The following is a 17,903-nucleotide window of genomic DNA, read 5'->3' as shown; positions in this document are numbered from 1 at the left end:
CTGCCGCTTTCAAGGCTGCTTTGGCTGCGTTTACTTTCGCTAGCTCTGCTTGTACAGCTTCTGGTGTCGCATTGTCGTCCGCTATTACTTTTTTCGCTGCTTCCACTGCTTTATCCGCCGCTTCTTTTGCTTTAGTATATGCGTCAACTTTGCTTTGTGGCTTGTCATCTGTAGTTGGTTGACTTGCTACTTCGCTTGCTAAGTCGTTATTCGCTAGCGTTAGAGCTGTCTTGTCTGCTGGTTTCACCACATACGTTACTCTTACGTTTTCTGTACTTTGATCTGTATAAGTAACAACAACGTCAAGAGTATGGTTCCCTACTGTAGTTGGATACTGTGTTCCTTCTTTCAGTACAGCTGATGCTTTGTTAGCTACATCTACAGCAGCAAGTAACTCTGCATTTGTAGGATTTTCACCGATTACTTTTGTAATCGTCTTAGTCGTCGGAGCTGTGTGTTCTGGAATAGGATGATTTTGGTTATTTGCTTGAGATTCAACATCGCCATTTCCTCTAGTAGAGGCTGTTGTGATATTTGTATTCCTGTTCACTTTTGTATAGTCAAGCGTAACCTTACCATTTGCTAGACTGATACCATCTGGTAAGGTTGTTGAAGAACTCCAATTATTTCCTCGTTTAACCAGTGTTACTGTGGCATTGGTATTTTGTTTGTTCTTATAAGTTAAGGTCACTTTTTCTGCATCTGTCGGTAATGTAACTTCTACATCTCCATTTTGACGTGTAGCACTAGTTGTTGCACTCGGTTGTTCAAACTTAGCCTTAATTCGTTTAGTCTCTGAAATTTTCGTTGCGCTAGAAGCTTTTACCGCAACTTCCGTCCCGTCTTTTACTAAACTTTTTGGAAGGGTAAAGCTATTGCCACTAGCTGTAATTCCTGCAACAGCACTCCATCCTTGATCAGTTTTTCTAAAATGTTGTGTTTCTGAACGATTACTAGTTTGATTATGATAAGTCAAATCAAACTCAGTAGCTTCCTGCGGTACAGTAATTACAACCGAACCATCTGGTTGGGCTATACCACTTACATCCTCTAATCTTCCTAAAACCTTAGTAGTAGCTGCTATACTAAAGTCAGAGCCGTCCTTCTGCTGCTTAACTGTAACTGTTGAACCTGCTTCTGCTGTTTCAGCTTGGATTAGGATTTTGCCCAGTCCATTTTCATCATTTATAATCGAAATTGTGCTATCTGCATTGGCGTCATCCTTATTCCAGTTGCTACCAGTTTTAGTAAAACCAACAGTTTTTTCTTGTCCAGTAGCATTTGTATACGTAAGCATAACCTTAGTAGCTTCGTCTTGACCTACCATTGATGTTACCGTTAGAGTTTCTTTATCTTGTGAGATAGTTGGAGATTGAGGCGCTTGGACCGTCACTTTTGTAACCAAGTCATCTCGTGAGATAAACTTACTTTCTGATCCGTCCTGACTTGTAACAGTTGCATTTCCATCACTATCCACTGTAACAGTCGCTCCTGGGTTAGCAGCTTGTAGAGCCTTCTTAATCTTTTCAATATCTGAAGAATTTAGTTTCTCTGGATCGGTTACAGGTACTTTCTGCTCTGGGTTGACTAACGGTTTACGGTTCTTTGCAGCTTCTTTTTGCTCTTCTGTCAGCTCCAACAAATCTTTGTGGGAAATCAAGCCACTTGTTCCATCTGGTTGTACAACATAGGCATCTCCATTTTGCCCAACGTTTACAGTAGCACCAGGATTTTTCTCCTGAACCTTCTGAGTAATCTTTTCCAATTCCTCTTTGGTTAGCTTATTTGGATTAGCTACCTTCACTTTTTCAGTTGGTTTTTGGATTTCTTTTGGAGAAGTCGAATCATCTGCAGAATCTGCTTGCCCACTTTGTTTCACAAAATCACTAACAGCAGCTTCTTCCTTTTGTCCATCCGGTCTGGTCACCTGAACCTTACCATCATCTGTTATTTCAACTTTAAATCCTGGATTAGCATCTTCAATAGCTTTTTTTAGCTTATCTTTCTCGGTTTGATTTAGACTACCTGGATTTTCAACGGTAACTTTTTCTACTGGGCTTACAAAGTCACGGCTAGCTTCTGTAGGAAGTTCTAGTTTAAGCGATTCTGATAGTGGTGATACAAGATAGTCTAAAACAGGTTCATCTGTACCTTCCTTAACCACTGCCGTAACTAGACGAAGTTCCTCATTCCCCACCAATTCTTGTCTATACTTATCAGGAGTAAACTCAACTGTTCCATCCGCCTTAACATCACCACTAGCAAGAATAGTATAGCCAGTAGCTTTTTTAGGCTTATTATCAGAAACACCTGTGCCTACAGCATCCACATCATTCCCACCTTTAACCAAGAAGGTTTTCAGTTTTGCTTTATCAGGAATATTTGCTGCTTCTCCTTTTGTTCCAGAGTTTGCTTTGATGACCGGTTTTCCTGTAGTCTTTCCTTTCAAACTCTCAGCTGTTGTTGCAAAACTCGGTTTCGTAAATGGAATGTATAGATAGAGTTTTTCTGTCTTGGTTGTATTATCTGCGGTTGTAACCGTAACAGTAATTTGATGGATACCTGAATTGGTTTTGTTAATAGTTCCTGTTAATGACTTCTTGCTACTTAGGGGTCCCTCATGCTCCACTTCACCCTGAACCAAGCCCGTGTTTTCTAAATTAGTTACTTCAATATTTTTGATAGACTTACCACCTGGAACTCGAACCAGCACTTGTAGTTGCTTTCCAGTATAACTGTCAAGATATAGTGCTTTATACTTACTTGTCTCCAAGCTAGAAGCTGCTCCGCCCTCTCCACTTTGTCCAAACCCAATACGAATCTGACTGCTATCGTAGTTGGCTACTTTAGCATCTGATGATTCAGACTCTAAGAGTGAAGTTCGCTTGCCTTCTGCAGTCAAATAAGACTGACCTGAAACACGTGACTTGACAGTATAAGAACCTTTTGTAATAACAACATTTTTGAAGGTTGCATTTCCATCATCACCAGCAATACTGGTTGCTACTTCTTTTCCGTCATGGTAGAGAACCATCTCTACACCTTTGGTTCCGTTAGTTGCAGTGATATCCTTTATCGTCCCTGCTTGCTTTTGCAAATCAGTATTTAAACTTGGTTTTTTCGGTTTCACAACAAAATTTAACTGAACCAATTCACCAGAACCGTCAGCAAAGATTCGCTCTACAAGATAAGATTTCACTCCCGGAGTATTGACGATAGTGTCTGCAGCTTCTTTGTTGTTTTCAACTTTGACGCCGTCCTTAAAAAGATTATAAGAAGTTGGATGTGATTCAGCATTATCCCCTACCTTATCCCTATTTTTAAAGTAAGATTCAAGGTCAATGCCTCCATCGCTTTTAGCAATTAAAGATGAAGAGGTACCTGGAGTTGTTGATACATTATTATTTTTCGGCTGCCAAATTCGCCCTTGTACAATCTGATAGTAGCCATTTCCTTCCAACTGAGCCGGATACTTCTCAGCCTGGTCTCCTTCACCGGCAGCTCTACCGTACCACTGATTGACTAGCAAGCGATTAACTGATTTCCCTGACAGCCTAAACCCTTTAACACCCAAGGCGTAATAGAGATTACGGAAAGTCGTATCTGGGGAAGTCGTCTCAAAGGTCAAATGGTAGCTATCATCACGTCCTCCGTCCAAAGAGAAGGTGTAGACTTTCTCGGTTTCATTTTTGATACCAGAGTATTTAGAAGCTGCCTTTTTCTCAACTTCAGTTGGGAAGTTTTTATCAGCATGGTAGTAGAAACCTTTCTGCACCCACCAGTTAACTTCTTCCTTGGCTAAGCCATCCAGACTATCCGTCCGATAACCATAACCTCCACTTTTTGCTGCCGCTCCTGTTGATGCAACAGTCCCCTGCTTTTCATCACTAATTCCATCAGCTGATTGTAAGGCCTTTAGGATTTGATCCTCTCCGTTACCTGCATCTCCACTAGTAGCAGTGGTGCCACCAGTCCTATGATCATAACGAGAAATAGTTACTGAGTTTGCTTTTACAGTGTGGTTTTTAGGTAGGGTAAACCAAAAAGTATTTGATAAGTAGTGGTGTGGACCCCGTCCTACTTTTCCCTTATTGATATCAATCTCCCATTTAAAACCAGTTTCTGTTTTCTTGACTATCCCGTAGATAAAATCTTTCGCTTCCGGAATACGAAACTCTTTTCCGTCCCAATATGCTCTTGAACGTTGCGAACCATAGACATAGGTTCCACGGGCATAAGGTGAACCTGCATGTCCATCTTCTAAAAAGTAGTTGATCCCATCTACATAAGCATTACTTGGCACAGCTATGTAGCCTGAAGGAACTTCTTGTCTGCTTCCTCTTGAACGAGGTTGAATCGCTGTTGTCACCGGAGTGTTTAACGGTTGTTCATCCTGTTCTGTATCATCCTCATCATCGTCAAGTGGAATAAGGTCATAGTCAGACTGGCTGTCTTTGAGCACCCGAGGCTGAAGGACTCCAGTGCTGCTTGTTTTGGCTGCTATCGTGTCAGCAGATCCTGCCCTTTTCTCTCTCACCTGAGGACTTTCTTGAACAGACTCTGGCTGGCTAGAGTCTACTCCAGTAGTTTTAGGGGCAGCTACTGTCTGTCCTTGATTAGATCCTTCCGCTGACCTCCCTTGCCCTTTTATCTCCTTTGTGATCTTGCCTTCAGCAAGTTGCTCAAGTACAACCTCCTTCGACTCTCCCTCATCCGACTCCTGCAGAGCCCCATCAGGGTTACCATCAAATCCAGCGACCACGTCATTAGTTGTAGCTGGAGTGACTGTCTCACTCGCTGCTACTGCACCGTTGGCAAAAAACATCAATGCGGCAACCGCAACACTGGCGGCACCAAAGTGGTACTTACGAATGGAGTAACGGAAGACCTTTTCTCTGTTAGACTTTCTAAAATCCATAACTCTTTCTCCTTAAAGATATGATTGAAGAGAACATGTCATTTTCCTCTTCAATTGACAATAATATTAAATAGCAACTTACGACTATTTACCCCACTATACCTCCTATGAAGAGTATACAGTCTAGTAGCAATTATACCACCCCCCCCCCGAATTTTGCAAGGAAAAACATTTAATTTTTTCTGTTTTTAGAGTATTTTATAGTAAATTGTTATCTTTCTAATTATATGTATTGGATTTTTTGATTAAACTGCAAAAAACGAGGACTATTGTATTTTTTTATTTATAAAATTTCGGGTATAAGTTTTACAAAAAAATCCAGTCTCAACAATGTCTCAGAATCACATTTGTACTAGTGTAGTTTCAGTTTACCATAATTATACTAGTACAATTTTTCATTATTTTCACTTTCTAACTAGATATGGTGGAAAGGATTGGTCGATGCTTGACTAGGTACAATATCAATTGTCCAGCCATTTTCTCCTTTCCATTGATTAAGAAGCTCTGCGATTTTTTCCACAAACAGCACTTCGATATAGTGACCTGGATCCAATGCCAGCAAGCCATCAGACAACATATCCTGGGCAGTGTGGTAGTAAATATCACCAGTGATATAGACATCCGCTCCTTTAGCTAAAGCATCCTTATAGAATGACTGCCCGCTTCCACCACAGATGGCCACTCTTGAAATAGGTTTCTGCAAGTCATTCTCTTGATAATGCACCATTCGAAGACTATCTAGGCCGAATACTTGCTTGACATACTGGGCAAAGTCCCCAAAGGTCTGAGTCAGAACATTCCCAATACGTCCAATTCCACGTTCAGGACCTGTCTCCTGAAGATAAGTTATCTCCTCGATTCCTAGCATCTGACAGAACCAGTCATTGAGACCATTTTCAACGATGTCAATATTGGTATGGCTGACATAAACTGCAATGTCATGCTTGATGAGATCAATGTAAATCTGATTTTGTGGACGGCTAGCTACCAAATCCTTGATGGGACGGAAAATCGGCGCGTGCTTGACGATAATCAAATCCACACCCTTTTCAATGGCTTCAGCCACCGTTTCTTCACGAATATCGAGAGCCACCATGACACTTTGGATGTCCTTGTCCAAAGTGCCAATTTGCAGACCACGACTGTCTCCCTCTATAGAAAATTCCTGAGGGCAAAAGGCTTCATACACGTTAATTACTTCACTTGCTAGCATGGAGAACCTCCTTGATGGCTTGAATTTTATCTACTAGAACTTGACGTTCCTCCAGATTTTTTTCTGGAATTTGTCCGAGGGCAAATTCTAGCTTAACAGCTTCTTTTTGCCATTTTTGGACAAAGACTGGACTGACCTCTTTGCACAAGAAGGGGCCAAATCGAACATCACTTGCTGATAGCTTCATTTGTCCTGCTTCCACCACCAAAATCTCGTAAAACTTGCCAGCTTCTTCTAGAATGCTTTCTGCCACAATCTGAAAACCATTGTCTTGCAACCAAATGCGCAAGTCGTCTTCACGATTATTGGGCTGGAGAATCAAACGCTCTACGTTAGCTAACTTGTCCAAGCCTTCTTCTAAAATCCTAGCAATCAAACGGCCACCCATACCAGCAATGGTAATGACCGACACTTGGTCTGCCTCTTCAAAGGCTACCAAGCCATTGGCTAAACGAACCTGGATTTTCTCCTTTAACCCGTGACTTTCAACATTTTTGACTGCAGATTGGTAGGGCCCGTCCACCACCTCACCTGCAATGGCACTTTTGATTTGTCCTCTCTCAACCAACTCGATGGGCAGATAAGCATGATCACTTCCCACATCTAATAAAATGGCTCCCTGTGGTACAAAGGAAGCTACCAATTCTAATCTCTTTGAAATCATCTTCTCTCACTTTCCAAACTCTATTACCTCTTATTATACCACATTTCGGCTGGCAATCTTGTACCTAAAAAGACCGCAATCCACAGATTGCAGCCTTTCTTTATTTTCTGGCTTGATAGCGACTAGTCAGGATGAAAATCACGGTAAAGACCAACATCATGATACCATAAACAGGTAGCGTTTGTCCTGTAAGTGTCGAAATTTCAAGCAATTTTTGAATTCTTGGGAAGAGAGCTGTGGCTAGGAAGCCTCCTACTGACCAAACAATCAAGAGGACACGCCATAGGGTAAATGGCATGCAGGCTCTAAATACGGATAAGAAACCAATAGACCCAAGCAGATAATAAAGTAGGGTTGAGATTTCTATCTCAGACCAACCTTGACTCGCTCCAAATATTTTCACAAACAGGACGCTGAACACAACCATGAGAGCACTTGGTAGAGCACGAAGCATGGATCTTCTGAGGAAATTTGGCTCAACAGGTTTGATATTTCGCTCAAAAGTCAGAACGAATGGTGGGAAACCTTCCACAAACTGGTCAATCATAGTAATCTGGATTGGAATGAAGGGGAAAATCAAGATCCATTCAGACCGTCCCAGAAGAGCACTGGCGATACAGATAACTGCGAGCAAGAATGAGTAGATGGTCTTTATCAAGAAAATCGGGGCGATATGGGCAATGTTATTGACCACACGACGACCTTCAAAGAGAATCTCAGGAACATCATTAAAGTCTGAGTTCAAGAGAACCAGATTGGCAATCTGACGAGTCGCTGGATCTCCCTCAGCCATTACGATGGAACAATCTGCCTCACGAAGGGCCAAGATATCATTAACCCCGTCCCCTGTCATAGCCGTTGTATGTCCTGATTTTTTCAGCGTTTGGATGATGAGTTTCTTTTGATGAGGGGAAACACGTCCGAAAATAGCTGTCTCCTCAGCTATAGCAATCAATTCCTCATCCGTGATTTTTGAGCAATCTACATAGCTGTGATAGTCCGCAAAACCAGCCTTCTGGGCAATGCTGGATACCGTAACTGGATTATCACCAGAGATAATCTTGAGGCCCACTTCCTGAGAACGGAGATAGTCCAGCGTCTCTGCTGCTCCCTCTCGAATCGGGTCCAAGATTTCCAGCAAGGCTAGAGCCTGAATATCAGATGGTTTCTGCGGCTTGTGATGGTCTAATTTCTCCTTACTGAGAGCTAAGACCAAGACACGTGAACCTCTCTCCAAGGCCTCTCTGGCTTCAGGGACTTCAGAGTCCAGCAACATCTCAGGTGCACCTAAGAAAACTGTTCCCAAACCTTCTAACTCCATGGCTCCCCACTTGCGGTCGCTAGAGAAGGGAAGATTGGAAATCATAGGATAAGTAACTTCTCCCACAAAACGCTTTCGAATGGCTTGAGCTGTTGGATTTTTATCCTCACTATGAGCTATGTAGCTGGTCATGATGCTAGCAATAGCCTCTTCACCATAAGTTTCCGTCAGTGGAAGAACGGCCTCCACCTGCATCTTTCCTTGGGTGATGGTACCCGTCTTGTCCAAACAGAGCATATCCACGCGCGCCAAGGTCTCAACAGAGTACATCTCCTGCACCAAGACCTTTTTCAAGCCCAGCTTAATCACCGCTGTCAAGAGCGAAGTAATAGTCAAAAGGGCAATTCCCTTAGGCAACATTCCCAAAAGAGCTGTCGACGAGTTTACAACGGATGACTTGAGAGGCAGGCCTTTTAAAATCAAGGCTTCTAGCAAGAGAGCCAGACCGAAAGGAATGATAATCTTTCCAGTAAAACCAGCTAGCTTGTCCAGAGATTTCATGATACGGGAGTTGATCGGTTTCACTGTCTTAGCTTCCAGCATGAGTTTGGCAGCATAGTTGTCTGCACCGACATGGTGAACTTGAGATAAAACTGACCCACTGGCTAGGAAACTTCCTGACAAAAGCAAGGCTTCCACTTCCTTTTGCACCAAATCACTTTCCCCCGTCAACATGGCTTCATTAACCTCCGCAAAGCCTTCCAAAACCAAGGCATCACTGGGAATCTGCTCTCCTGCAGACAAACGAATGACATCTCCTAGAACCAATTCTTCCGGATTCAGAGCCACTTCTTGGCCATCACGAATAGTCTTGACCTTTTCCTTGGTCATGAGATTGAGCTTGTCCACCATGTGTTTGGCGCGTAGCTCGGTCACGATCCCAGAAAAAGCGTTAAAGCAGATAACAGCAAAAAAGACCAGATTGCTCCAAGCCTGCACAAAGGCTAGTGCCAAAGCAATGACAAAGTTCAAAGCGTTAAAAAGGGTAAAGACATTTCGTTTGATGATTTGCCAAGTGCTGGTACTGGCCGAAGCAGTAAAATCATTGACCAAGCCCTTATCCTGTCTTTCCTCGACTTCTCTTTGGGTTAATCCCATAATCTTATTTTTATCCATAAATTCTATCATATCATTTTTTCTAAAAGAATTCTAATCTCATCCCAAATATGAACCTGGTCAAGGGAAAAGTTTGCCAGCCCTCCTTTGATAAGGTATAATAATAACAAGAAAACAATCGAAGGAGATCGCATGTTTTATACTTATTTACGTGGATTGGTTGTCTTGCTCCTATGGTCCATCAATGGCAATGCCCACTATCATAATACTGATAAAATTCCTAATAAAGATGAAAATTATATTCTGGTTGCGCCTCACCGCACCTGGTGGGATCCTGTTTACATGGCCTTTGCGACCAAACCAAAACAATTTATCTTTATGGCCAAAAAAGAACTCTTTACCAACCGTATCTTTGGCTGGTGGATCCGTATGTGTGGCGCCTTTCCCATCGACCGTGAAAATCCAAGCGCTTCTGCCATCAAATACCCTATCAACGTTCTCAAAAAAAGTGACCGCTCTCTCATCATGTTTCCAAGTGGGAGCCGTCACTCAAACGATGTCAAGGGGGGCGTAGCTCTGATTGCCAAAATGGCCAAGGTCCGTATCATGCCGGTTACCTATACAGGTCCTATGACCTTGAAAGGCTTGGTTAGCCGTGAGCGTGTGGATATGAACTTTGGAAATCCAATCGATATCTCAGATATCAAGAAAATGAATGATGAAGGCATTGAAACAGTCGCCAATCGTATTCAAACAGAATTCCAACGTCTGGACGAAGAAACGAAACAATGGCACAATGATAAAAAACCAAATCCACTCTGGTGGTTTATCCGCATCCCTGCCCTCATCCTTGCTATTATCCTCGCTATCCTAACCATCATCTTTAGCTTTATCGCAAGCTTCATCTGGAACCCAGATAAGAAAAGAGAAGAACTTGCATAGAAGAAATGAACCTTGGCCAAACAGCTAAGGTTTTCATTTATATAGTAGATTGAAACTAGAATAGTACACCTCTACTTCTAAAACATTCTTAGAAATCGATTTGACTGTCCTGATCGATTTGTCCTATTCTTATTTCATTTTACTATATTTATAAGAATCTCCTAATCAAATCAAAAGCCACTCTACAATAGAGTAACGTTAAGATTTGTCCATTTATACTCAATGAAAAAGCCCTCTGAAAATCAGAGAGCTGATTTGAGCTCGGGCTAAAATCCTAGTGAAACAAAAAAATCTACACGATCAGAAAAGTCTCTATCGTGCCATTTTCATACATGATGTATAGTCCAAGTAGAATGAATACTAAGGGCACAATGATTCGCTCGTATTTTTCAATTGTCTCGAATATTAACGGAATAGAGGATAACACCCGACTAATCTCGCAAAAGATAATTATGCCGATTACAAGCACAAGCAAGGCCACGAGGGTCTGTGACCAATCTAACGAAGCAAAATAAGGTATATAGATACCTAAATTATCTCCGCCAGACGCAATTGTCAGCAATGTAACTGTCCAAAACAGTTGATTTGCCTTGCTTTGTTCTAATCTTTCAATAATTTCTTCCTCTTCTTCTTCCGCATCTTCTCCAACAATTGCAAAGCGAATCCCTAAATAGATAGGGATTAAACCAAGCAATCCAACCATCCATTCTTCAGGCACGAAATTAACGACATAAGCAGCAACTAAACTCGCCCCTACAAGTAAGCCTGTGCCTAGATATTGCCCCGCATAAATATGCCATTTCTGTTTATTCTGTGATAGCTGTGCAAATAAAATAATTAAAATAATTAAATAATCGATACTGGTGGAAATATAAACACCAATAGCAGATATGATTGTCTGTCCCATAAAAAAAACCTCCTGTATTAGTCAGTAATAAATCAGCAGATTTTAGGAGAGCACAGACACATTAATTTAGCTATCGCTAGTGGGTAATGTCGAACGTAGGAAAGCATTTTACTCCTCCTCAAAACGTAGTTACAAAGTAATTTCTAACTGGAATTCAGTGACTACTTCCATGTAAAGTATAACATACTATACTTTACTTCGTAAAGTGTGGGCTCTCCGAGGGGGCTTGCAGACACCTACTCGACTTTTCAAGCCGAGTAGCTGCGCACCTTTATGGTGTAATTAGCTGATACCATTTGAGGTTTTTGTAGTCTCCAAAATTGTGACCGATAAAACCTCAATAAAAAAGCCCTCTGAAGTCAGAGAGCTGATTTGAGCCCGGGCTAAAATCTTAGTGGAAAAGATGAAACTCCTTGTGTTCATCGAACACTGTGTCATTTCCCTATTTTCATACGGATTTTTGACACCCTTAGCATCATGATTCTTGCTAGATAAACCGTTTATAGGCTAGGCGACGAGGCGAAGATTGTACGAAACTTTCAGTGAAACAAAAAAAATCTCCCCGAAGGGAGAAAAGCTAGTTTATTTTACCTTACAGTGTTAGGAACCGTAACCGAAGATTATACTTGAGTATAGCGAGGTAAGGTGACAACGCAAAAAAGCTACCCAATTTAGAGTAGCTTTATTATCAAGATATGCTCAATTGAACACGGCTTAAGCACTTGGCAAAAAAGATAAAATCTCCTAGAAACTGAAGTTTCTTCGTCAATTTTCCTATTTTTGCTTTGTGCTTTTGACGGCCTTTGTATCTTGAATTAGCGACGAAGTCCTAGAGAGTTGATCAACTCACGGTAACGGTTAACGTCGTTTTTACGCAAGTATGCAAGCAAGTTACGACGGCGACCGATTTTTTTCATCAGTCCACGGTAAGTAGCGTGGTCTTTTTTGTGTTGTTTGATGTGTTCGTTAAGGTGGTTGATTTCCCAAGTAAGGACAGCAACTTGAACCTCTACTGAACCTGTATCACCTTCGTGACGTGCATATTGTGCGATGATTTCATTTTTTTTCTCTTTTGAGATTGCCATGATGTTTCTCCTTTTTATTTGGCTTCATCCGAGTGACAGGTTGGCATGCCTGGAACCAAGAAGAAGTTATTTGTCTTTACGACAATCCCTATTCTACCAATAACTAACTTCTTTGTCAACAGATTTACTTTCTTGTTTTAAATATGCTATAATAATCATAATAAGAAATCCAAGTTGTCTGTTTTTTAAAACGAGGTGATTATCATGCCTAGATTCTATTCCCATCTCCCCTACTATCTGGTCATATTTTTCTTTTATTGGCCACTTTATGAGTTGTTATCACTAATCATTTCTGACCCCCTTTTGCTCAAGGGTCTCTATGTAAATAATATTCTCTTCTTTACACCTCTGGTAATCTTGATTATATCGCTACTCTATAGCTACCGTTTCCGTTTCTCACTTTGGTGGTTAATTGGTAACGGACTGCTCTTTTGCTTTACTATCATAACTTTTGGTGAGTTTATACTAATTTACTTGCTAATCTATGAAACCTTTGCTCTGGTCGGCATGGCTTCCGGTATTGGTATCAAGCATATTCTGCAAAAATGAAAAACAAAAAACTTTCACAAAATCCTTGAAAAATCTCACAATCATGCTATAATAATCCATAGAGACAAGTCACTTAGTCCCTTTCTACTAGAGAGTGCGTGGTTGCTGGAAACGCATAGAGAGCCTAAACTGATACTACTCTTGAGTTTTTTATGAAAACATAAAACGGTGGCCACGTTAGAGCCAATCAGAGGTGTCCCTCTCTTTTGAGGTACATAAATGAAGGTGGAACCACGTTGCGACGTCCTTTCGAGGATGTCGCTTTTTGTTTTTCTAGCTTTCACAATTCTCTATCCCTGTTTTTAGAATAGGGTTAACACATTCGTCAATAATATAAGTAAGGAGAACATCATGATTAACATTACTTTCCCAGATGGCGCTGTTCGTGAATTCGAATCTGGCGTTACAACTTTTGAAATTGCCCAATCTATCAGCAATTCCCTAGCTAAAAAAGCCTTGGCTGGTAAATTCAACGGCAAACTCATCGACACTACTCGTGCTGTCACTGAGGATGGAAGCATCGAAATCGTGACACCTGATCACGAAGATGCCCTTCCAATCTTGCGTCACTCAGCTGCTCACTTGTTTGCCCAAGCAGCTCGTCGTCTTTTCCCAGACATTCACTTGGGTGTTGGTCCAGCTATCGAAGATGGCTTCTACTACGATACTGACAACACAGCTGGTCAAATCTCTAACGAAGACCTTCCTCGTATCGAAGAAGAAATGCAAAAAATCGTCAAAGAAAACTTCCCATCTATTCGTGAAGAAGTGACTAAAGACGAGGCACGTGAAATCTTCAAAAATGACCCTTACAAGTTGGAATTGATTGAAGAACACTCAGAAGACGAAGGCGGTTTGACTATCTATCGTCAGGGTGAATATGTAGACCTCTGCCGTGGACCTCACGTTCCATCAACAGGTCGTATCCAAATCTTCCACCTTCTCCATGTAGCTGGTGCTTACTGGCGTGGAAATAGCGACAACGCTATGATGCAACGTATCTACGGTACAGCTTGGTTTGACAAGAAAGACTTGAAAAACTACCTTCAAATGCGTGAAGAAGCTAAGGAACGTGACCACCGTAAACTTGGTAAAGAGCTTGACCTCTTTATGATTTCACAAGAAGTTGGTCAAGGACTTCCATTCTGGTTGCCAAATGGTGCGACTATTCGTCGTGAGTTGGAACGCTACATCGTTGACAAAGAGTTGGCTTCTGGCTACCAACACGTTTATACTCCACCACTTGCTTCTGTTGAACTTTACAAGACTTCTGGTCACTGGGATCATTACCAAGAAGACATATTCCCAACTATGGACATGGGTGACGGGGAAGAATTTGTCCTTCGTCCAATGAACTGCCCACACCACATCCAAGTCTTCAAACACCATGTTCACTCTTACCGTGAGTTGCCAATCCGTATTGCTGAAATCGGTATGATGCACCGCTACGAAAAATCTGGTGCCCTCACTGGTCTTCAACGTGTGCGTGAAATGTCTCTCAACGACGGTCACCTTTTCGTTACTCCAGAACAAATCCAAGAAGAATTCCAGCGTGCCCTTCAGTTGATTATCGATGTTTATGAAGACTTCAACTTGACTGACTACCGCTTCCGTCTCTCTCTTCGCGACCCTCAAGATACTCACAAGTACTTTGACAACGATGAGATGTGGGAAAATGCCCAAACCATGCTTCGCGCAGCCCTTGATGAAATGGGTGTGGACTACTTTGAAGCCGAAGGTGAAGCAGCCTTCTACGGACCAAAATTGGATATCCAAGTTAAGACCGCTCTTGGAAAAGAAGAAACTCTTTCTACTATCCAGCTTGACTTCTTGCTTCCAGAACGTTTCGACCTTAAATACATCGGAGCTGATGGCGAAGAGCACCGTCCAGTTATGATCCACCGTGGAGTTATCTCAACTATGGAACGCTTCACAGCTATCTTGATTGAGAACTACAAGGGTGCCTTCCCAACATGGCTTGCACCACACCAAGTAACCCTCATCCCAGTATCTAACGAAAAACACGTGGACTACGCTTGGGAAGTAGCTAAAAAACTCCGTGACCGTGGTGTCCGTGCAGACGTAGATGAACGCAATGAAAAAATGCAGTTTAAGATCCGTGCTTCACAAACCAGCAAGATTCCTTACCAATTGATCGTTGGGGACAAGGAAATGGAAGACGGAACAGTCAACGTTCGTCGCTACGGCCAAAAAGAAACACAAACTGTCTCAGTAGATGATTTTGTTCAAGCTATCCTAGCTGATATAGCCAACAAATCACGCGTTGAGAAATAAGAACCTAGCATAAAAGCCTCCAATTCGGAGGCTTTTTCGTCTATTCTCACTCAAGGACTAGGTTCACTTGAGCAAACCGAATCCGCACTATCGTTCCTTTTCCGACCTCAGACTCGATACGAATCTGGTGCCCCAGTTCTTCAGAAATTTTCTTAGATAGGTAAAGTCCAAGTCCAGATGACTGCTGGGTCAGACGACCATTATATCCTGAAAACCCACGTTCAAAGACTCGAAGAACATCACTATTTTTTATCCCGATTCCTGTATCCTTGATACAAAGCTCTTGCCCCTCCATATAAATCTCCAGACCACCTTCCTTGGTGTACTTGAGACTGTTTGAAATAATTTGCTCAATAACCACTAGCAACCACTTTTTATCCGTCACGATTTCTTTATCAAGGTCATGTAGATTGACATTTAGGCCTTTTTGAATAAAGAAAAGAGCATATTTACGAATTATTTCCTTGACAAGGTCCTCAATTTGAACCTGCTTTAAGACCAAATCATCATGAAAACTTTCTAAACGCAGGTACTGTAAAACTAGATTGGTATAGGAATCAATCTTGAAAATTTCCTGTTCTAATTGCTGCTTCAGTTGGCGGTCAGCTACTTCTGTAACTAAGAGTTGACTAGCTGCAATGGGGGTCTTAATCTGATGGGCCCACAAGGTATAGTAATCCAGCAAATCCGTCAGTTTTCTTTCTGAATCTGACCTCTGCTGATAAAGTTCCATCTCACGCGCTTCTAATTTTTCTTCTAAAGCTATTTCCAAAGGAGATTTGGCTTCCCTCTCCCCATAGAGAAGTTCCTGACGATAGACCTGCATTTCCACCAATATGTCCCAAGTGAAAAATAAGATGGTTACAAAGCAACACAAGAGGAAAAAGTAGAGAAAGTAAATTCCCAAACTGGCAAATAAAAACTGAAAGAGTAAGAGCAGAAACGTCAAAGAAATCAGATAGACAAACAGACGACTACGGGAGCGCAGATAGGCCAGAAAAAATTGTTTCCAATCAAGCATGCTTCAGTCCGTACCCTATCCCTTTCTTGGTCTCGATAAATCCTACCAAGCCCTGCTCTTCCAACTTTTTACGCAAACGAGCCACATTGACAGAGAGAGTATTATCATCAATGAAAAAGTCACTATTCCAAAGTTCCCGCATCAGGTCATCACGCGCTACAATATTTCCTGCGTGTTCAAATAAAACGCGTAAAATCTGAAACTCATTCTTGGTCAAATTCAAGACTTGCCCTTGATAATGTACATCCATTGATTTAGTATTGAGGATCACACCGGCGTATTCCAGTAAACTCTCGTCACGCCCAAACTCATAGGAACGACGCAACAAGCCCTGAACCTTGGCTAAAAGAACCTGCTGGTCAAAAGGCTTGGTCACAAAGTCATCCGCCCCCATATTGATTGCCATGACAATATCCATCGCCTGGTCTCTCGAAGACAGAAACATGATAGGCACCTTGGAAATCTTGCGGATTTCCTGACACCAGTGATAGCCATTAAACAAGGGCAAACCAATATCCATGAGGACCAGATGAGGCTCCGATTGGACAAAAAGACTCAAAACTTCCATAAAGTCTTCTACCAGAACCACTTCAAATCCCCATTCAGAGAGCATTTTGCCGACTTGTTGACGAATGATCTGATCATCTTCTACTAGTAAAATCTTGTGCATGCGCTCCTCCTTTTCTATTATTATAACAGATTTTTCCGTGCTAGAAGGTCTGAAACTGAATTTGACATAGCCTATTTTTAACCAGCAGAGACAGGCAATGCTACTAGCTAATTTGAGGGAAATTTGCTAAGATAAATAAAAAGAAAGGAGCTCTTATGGCCAATATTTTTGACTATCTGAAAGATGTCGCATATGATTCTTATTACGACCTTCCCTTGAATGAGTTAGACATTCTAACCTTAATAGAAATCACCTACCTCTCCTTTGATAATCTGGTCTCCACACTTCCTCAACGTCTTTTAGATCTAGCACCTCAGGTTCCAAGAGAGCCCACCATGCTTACTAGCAAAAATCGCCTTCAATTATTAGATGAATCGGCTCAACACAAGCGCTTCAAAAATTGCAAACTCTCCCATTTTATCAACGACATCGACCCTGAACTGCAAAAGCAATTTGCGGCTATGACTTATCGTGTCAGCCTCGATACCTATCTGATTGTCTTTCGTGGGACAGATGACAGTATCATTGGCTGGAAGGAAGATTTCCACCTGACCTATATGAAGGAAATTCCTGCTCAAAAGCACGCCCTTCGCTATTTAAAGAACTTTTTTGCCCATCATCCTAAGCAAAAGGTTATTCTGGCTGGGCATTCCAAGGGAGGAAATCTCGCTATCTATGCTGCTAGCCAAATTGAGCAAAGTTTGCAAAATCAGATCACAGCAGTTTATACATTTGATGCACCTGGTCTCCATCAAGAATTGACACAGACTGCGGGCTATCAAAGGATAATGGATAGAACCAAGGTCTTCATCCCACAAGGTTCCATTATCGGTATGTTGCTGGAAATCCCTAACCAGCAAATCATCGTGCACAGTACTGCCTTGGGTGGTATCGCCCAGCACGATACCTTTAGTTGGCAGATTGAGAACAAGCACTTCGTCCAGCTGGATAAGACCAACAGTGATAGCCAACAAGTCGACACAACCTTCAAAGAATGGGTGGCCACAGTCCCTGACGAGGAACTCCAGCTCTACTTCGACCTCTTCTTTGGCACCATTCTTGATGCTGGCATCACCTCTATCAATGACCTGTCTTCCTTCAAGGCTATCGAACACATTCATCATCTCTTCGTCCAAGCGCAATCCCTCACTCCAGAAGAAAGAGAAACCATGGGACGCCTTACCCAGTTATTGATTGATACCCGTTACCAAGCTTGGAAGAATAGATAAAAAGCTTATGAAAAGGTAATACTCTTCGAAAAT

At 41.9% G+C, this 17,903-nt stretch carries 12 protein-coding genes and 1 pseudogene; 5 read left to right on the top strand and 8 right to left on the bottom strand.

Annotation, left to right across the window (positions count from 1 at the left end; all coding sequences use genetic code 11):
• From HT699_RS10755 to HT699_RS10740, 4 genes are all read right to left on the bottom strand, one after another.
• On the bottom strand, positions 1 to 4,918 hold a 4,918-nt coding region (locus tag HT699_RS10755; RefSeq protein ID WP_172934359.1), incomplete at its 3' end, for a YSIRK-type signal peptide-containing protein.
• A gap of 415 nt (positions 4,919 to 5,333) precedes the next feature.
• Positions 5,334 to 6,131, bottom strand: coding sequence for a Nif3-like dinuclear metal center hexameric protein (locus HT699_RS10750; protein ID WP_000881159.1), 798 nt, complete (start codon positions 6,129 to 6,131; stop codon positions 5,334 to 5,336).
• Positions 6,118 to 6,795 (bottom strand): tRNA (adenine(22)-N(1))-methyltransferase TrmK, encoded by a 678-nt coding sequence (locus HT699_RS10745; protein ID WP_000624065.1) that lies wholly within the window; start codon positions 6,793 to 6,795, stop codon positions 6,118 to 6,120. The genes HT699_RS10750 and HT699_RS10745 overlap by 14 nt, the downstream gene beginning before the upstream one ends.
• Before the next feature lie 100 nt (positions 6,796 to 6,895).
• Entirely contained in the window at positions 6,896 to 9,232 is a 2,337-nt protein-coding gene (locus HT699_RS10740) for a cation-translocating P-type ATPase (RefSeq protein WP_172934360.1), read from the bottom strand.
• 132 nt (positions 9,233 to 9,364) lie between these two features.
• Between HT699_RS10740 and HT699_RS10735 the strand changes: the two genes are divergently transcribed.
• Positions 9,365 to 10,114 carry a 1-acyl-sn-glycerol-3-phosphate acyltransferase gene (locus HT699_RS10735; protein WP_119942402.1) on the top strand — a complete coding sequence of 250 codons (750 nt, stop codon included), beginning with the start codon at positions 9,365 to 9,367 and terminating at the stop codon, positions 10,112 to 10,114.
• A 292-nt stretch (positions 10,115 to 10,406) separates the two neighbouring features.
• Here HT699_RS10735 and HT699_RS10730 read toward each other — a convergent pair whose 3' ends face one another.
• A complete protein-coding gene (locus tag HT699_RS10730) occupies positions 10,407 to 11,021 on the bottom strand; it encodes a CadD family cadmium resistance transporter (protein WP_119942400.1) in 615 nt (204 codons plus the stop codon).
• Positions 11,022 to 11,836: 815 nt separating this feature from the next.
• Positions 11,837 to 12,106 (bottom strand): 30S ribosomal protein S15, encoded by a 270-nt coding sequence (gene rpsO, locus HT699_RS10725; protein WP_001018251.1) that lies wholly within the window; start codon positions 12,104 to 12,106, stop codon positions 11,837 to 11,839.
• A 204-nt stretch (positions 12,107 to 12,310) separates the two neighbouring features.
• Here rpsO and HT699_RS10720 point away from each other — a divergent pair, with 204 nt between their 5' ends.
• The 3 genes and pseudogenes from HT699_RS10720 (at position 12,311) to thrS (ending at position 14,950) form a co-directional block, all read left to right on the top strand.
• Positions 12,311 to 12,655 (top strand): hypothetical protein, encoded by a 345-nt coding sequence (locus HT699_RS10720; RefSeq protein ID WP_054388035.1) that lies wholly within the window; start codon positions 12,311 to 12,313, stop codon positions 12,653 to 12,655.
• Positions 12,656 to 12,757: 102 nt separating this feature from the next.
• A pseudogene (locus HT699_RS12225) lies at positions 12,758 to 12,966 on the top strand (hypothetical protein).
• A gap of 40 nt (positions 12,967 to 13,006) precedes the next feature.
• The gene (thrS, locus tag HT699_RS10715; RefSeq protein WP_119942398.1) at positions 13,007 to 14,950 is read left to right on the top strand and encodes a threonine--tRNA ligase; all 1,944 of its coding nucleotides are present in this window, start codon (positions 13,007 to 13,009) and stop codon (positions 14,948 to 14,950) included.
• Between the two features lie 46 nt (positions 14,951 to 14,996).
• On the opposite strand, the gene HT699_RS10710 is transcribed toward thrS, so the two are convergent.
• Positions 14,997 to 15,971 (bottom strand): sensor histidine kinase, encoded by a 975-nt coding sequence (locus HT699_RS10710; protein WP_172934358.1) that lies wholly within the window; start codon positions 15,969 to 15,971, stop codon positions 14,997 to 14,999.
• Positions 15,964 to 16,641, bottom strand: a complete 678-nt coding sequence (locus tag HT699_RS10705) for a response regulator transcription factor (RefSeq protein WP_125452506.1) — start codon at positions 16,639 to 16,641, stop codon at positions 15,964 to 15,966. The genes HT699_RS10710 and HT699_RS10705 overlap by 8 nt, the downstream gene beginning before the upstream one ends.
• Positions 16,642 to 16,796: 155 nt before the next feature.
• On the opposite strand from HT699_RS10705, the gene HT699_RS10700 reads away from it, so the two are divergent.
• Entirely contained in the window at positions 16,797 to 17,870 is a 1,074-nt protein-coding gene (locus tag HT699_RS10700; protein WP_172926372.1) for a DUF2974 domain-containing protein, read from the top strand.
• Positions 17,871 to 17,903: the final 33 nt, after the last annotated feature.

The sequence above is a fragment of the Streptococcus sp. 1055 genome (genome assembly GCF_013276815.1).
GTDB classification, from domain to species: Bacteria; Bacillota; Bacilli; order Lactobacillales; family Streptococcaceae; genus Streptococcus; species Streptococcus pseudopneumoniae.
Note: the sequence above shows the minus strand (reverse complement) of the source record. Positions and strands in the feature narration are given on the sequence as shown.

Excerpts from the sequence above, each read along its gene's own strand:
- HT699_RS10750 (WP_000881159.1), bottom strand. The coding sequence starts at position 6,131 with ATGCTAGCAAGTGAAGTAATTAACGTGTATGAAGCCTTTTGCCCTCAG.
- HT699_RS10745 (WP_000624065.1), bottom strand. The coding sequence starts at position 6,795 with ATGATTTCAAAGAGATTAGAATTGGTAGCTTCCTTTGTACCACAGGGA.
- HT699_RS10740 (WP_172934360.1), bottom strand. The coding sequence starts at position 9,232 with ATGGATAAAAATAAGATTATGGGATTAACCCAAAGAGAAGTCGAGGAA.
- HT699_RS10735 (WP_119942402.1), top strand. The coding sequence starts at position 9,365 with ATGTTTTATACTTATTTACGTGGATTGGTTGTCTTGCTCCTATGGTCC.
- HT699_RS10730 (WP_119942400.1), bottom strand. The coding sequence starts at position 11,021 with ATGGGACAGACAATCATATCTGCTATTGGTGTTTATATTTCCACCAGT.
- rpsO (WP_001018251.1), bottom strand. The coding sequence starts at position 12,106 with ATGGCAATCTCAAAAGAGAAAAAAAATGAAATCATCGCACAATATGCA.
- HT699_RS10720 (WP_054388035.1), top strand. The coding sequence starts at position 12,311 with ATGCCTAGATTCTATTCCCATCTCCCCTACTATCTGGTCATATTTTTC.
- thrS (WP_119942398.1), top strand. The coding sequence starts at position 13,007 with ATGATTAACATTACTTTCCCAGATGGCGCTGTTCGTGAATTCGAATCT.
- HT699_RS10710 (WP_172934358.1), bottom strand. The coding sequence starts at position 15,971 with ATGCTTGATTGGAAACAATTTTTTCTGGCCTATCTGCGCTCCCGTAGT.
- HT699_RS10705 (WP_125452506.1), bottom strand. The coding sequence starts at position 16,641 with ATGCACAAGATTTTACTAGTAGAAGATGATCAGATCATTCGTCAACAA.
- HT699_RS10700 (WP_172926372.1), top strand. The coding sequence starts at position 16,797 with ATGGCCAATATTTTTGACTATCTGAAAGATGTCGCATATGATTCTTAT.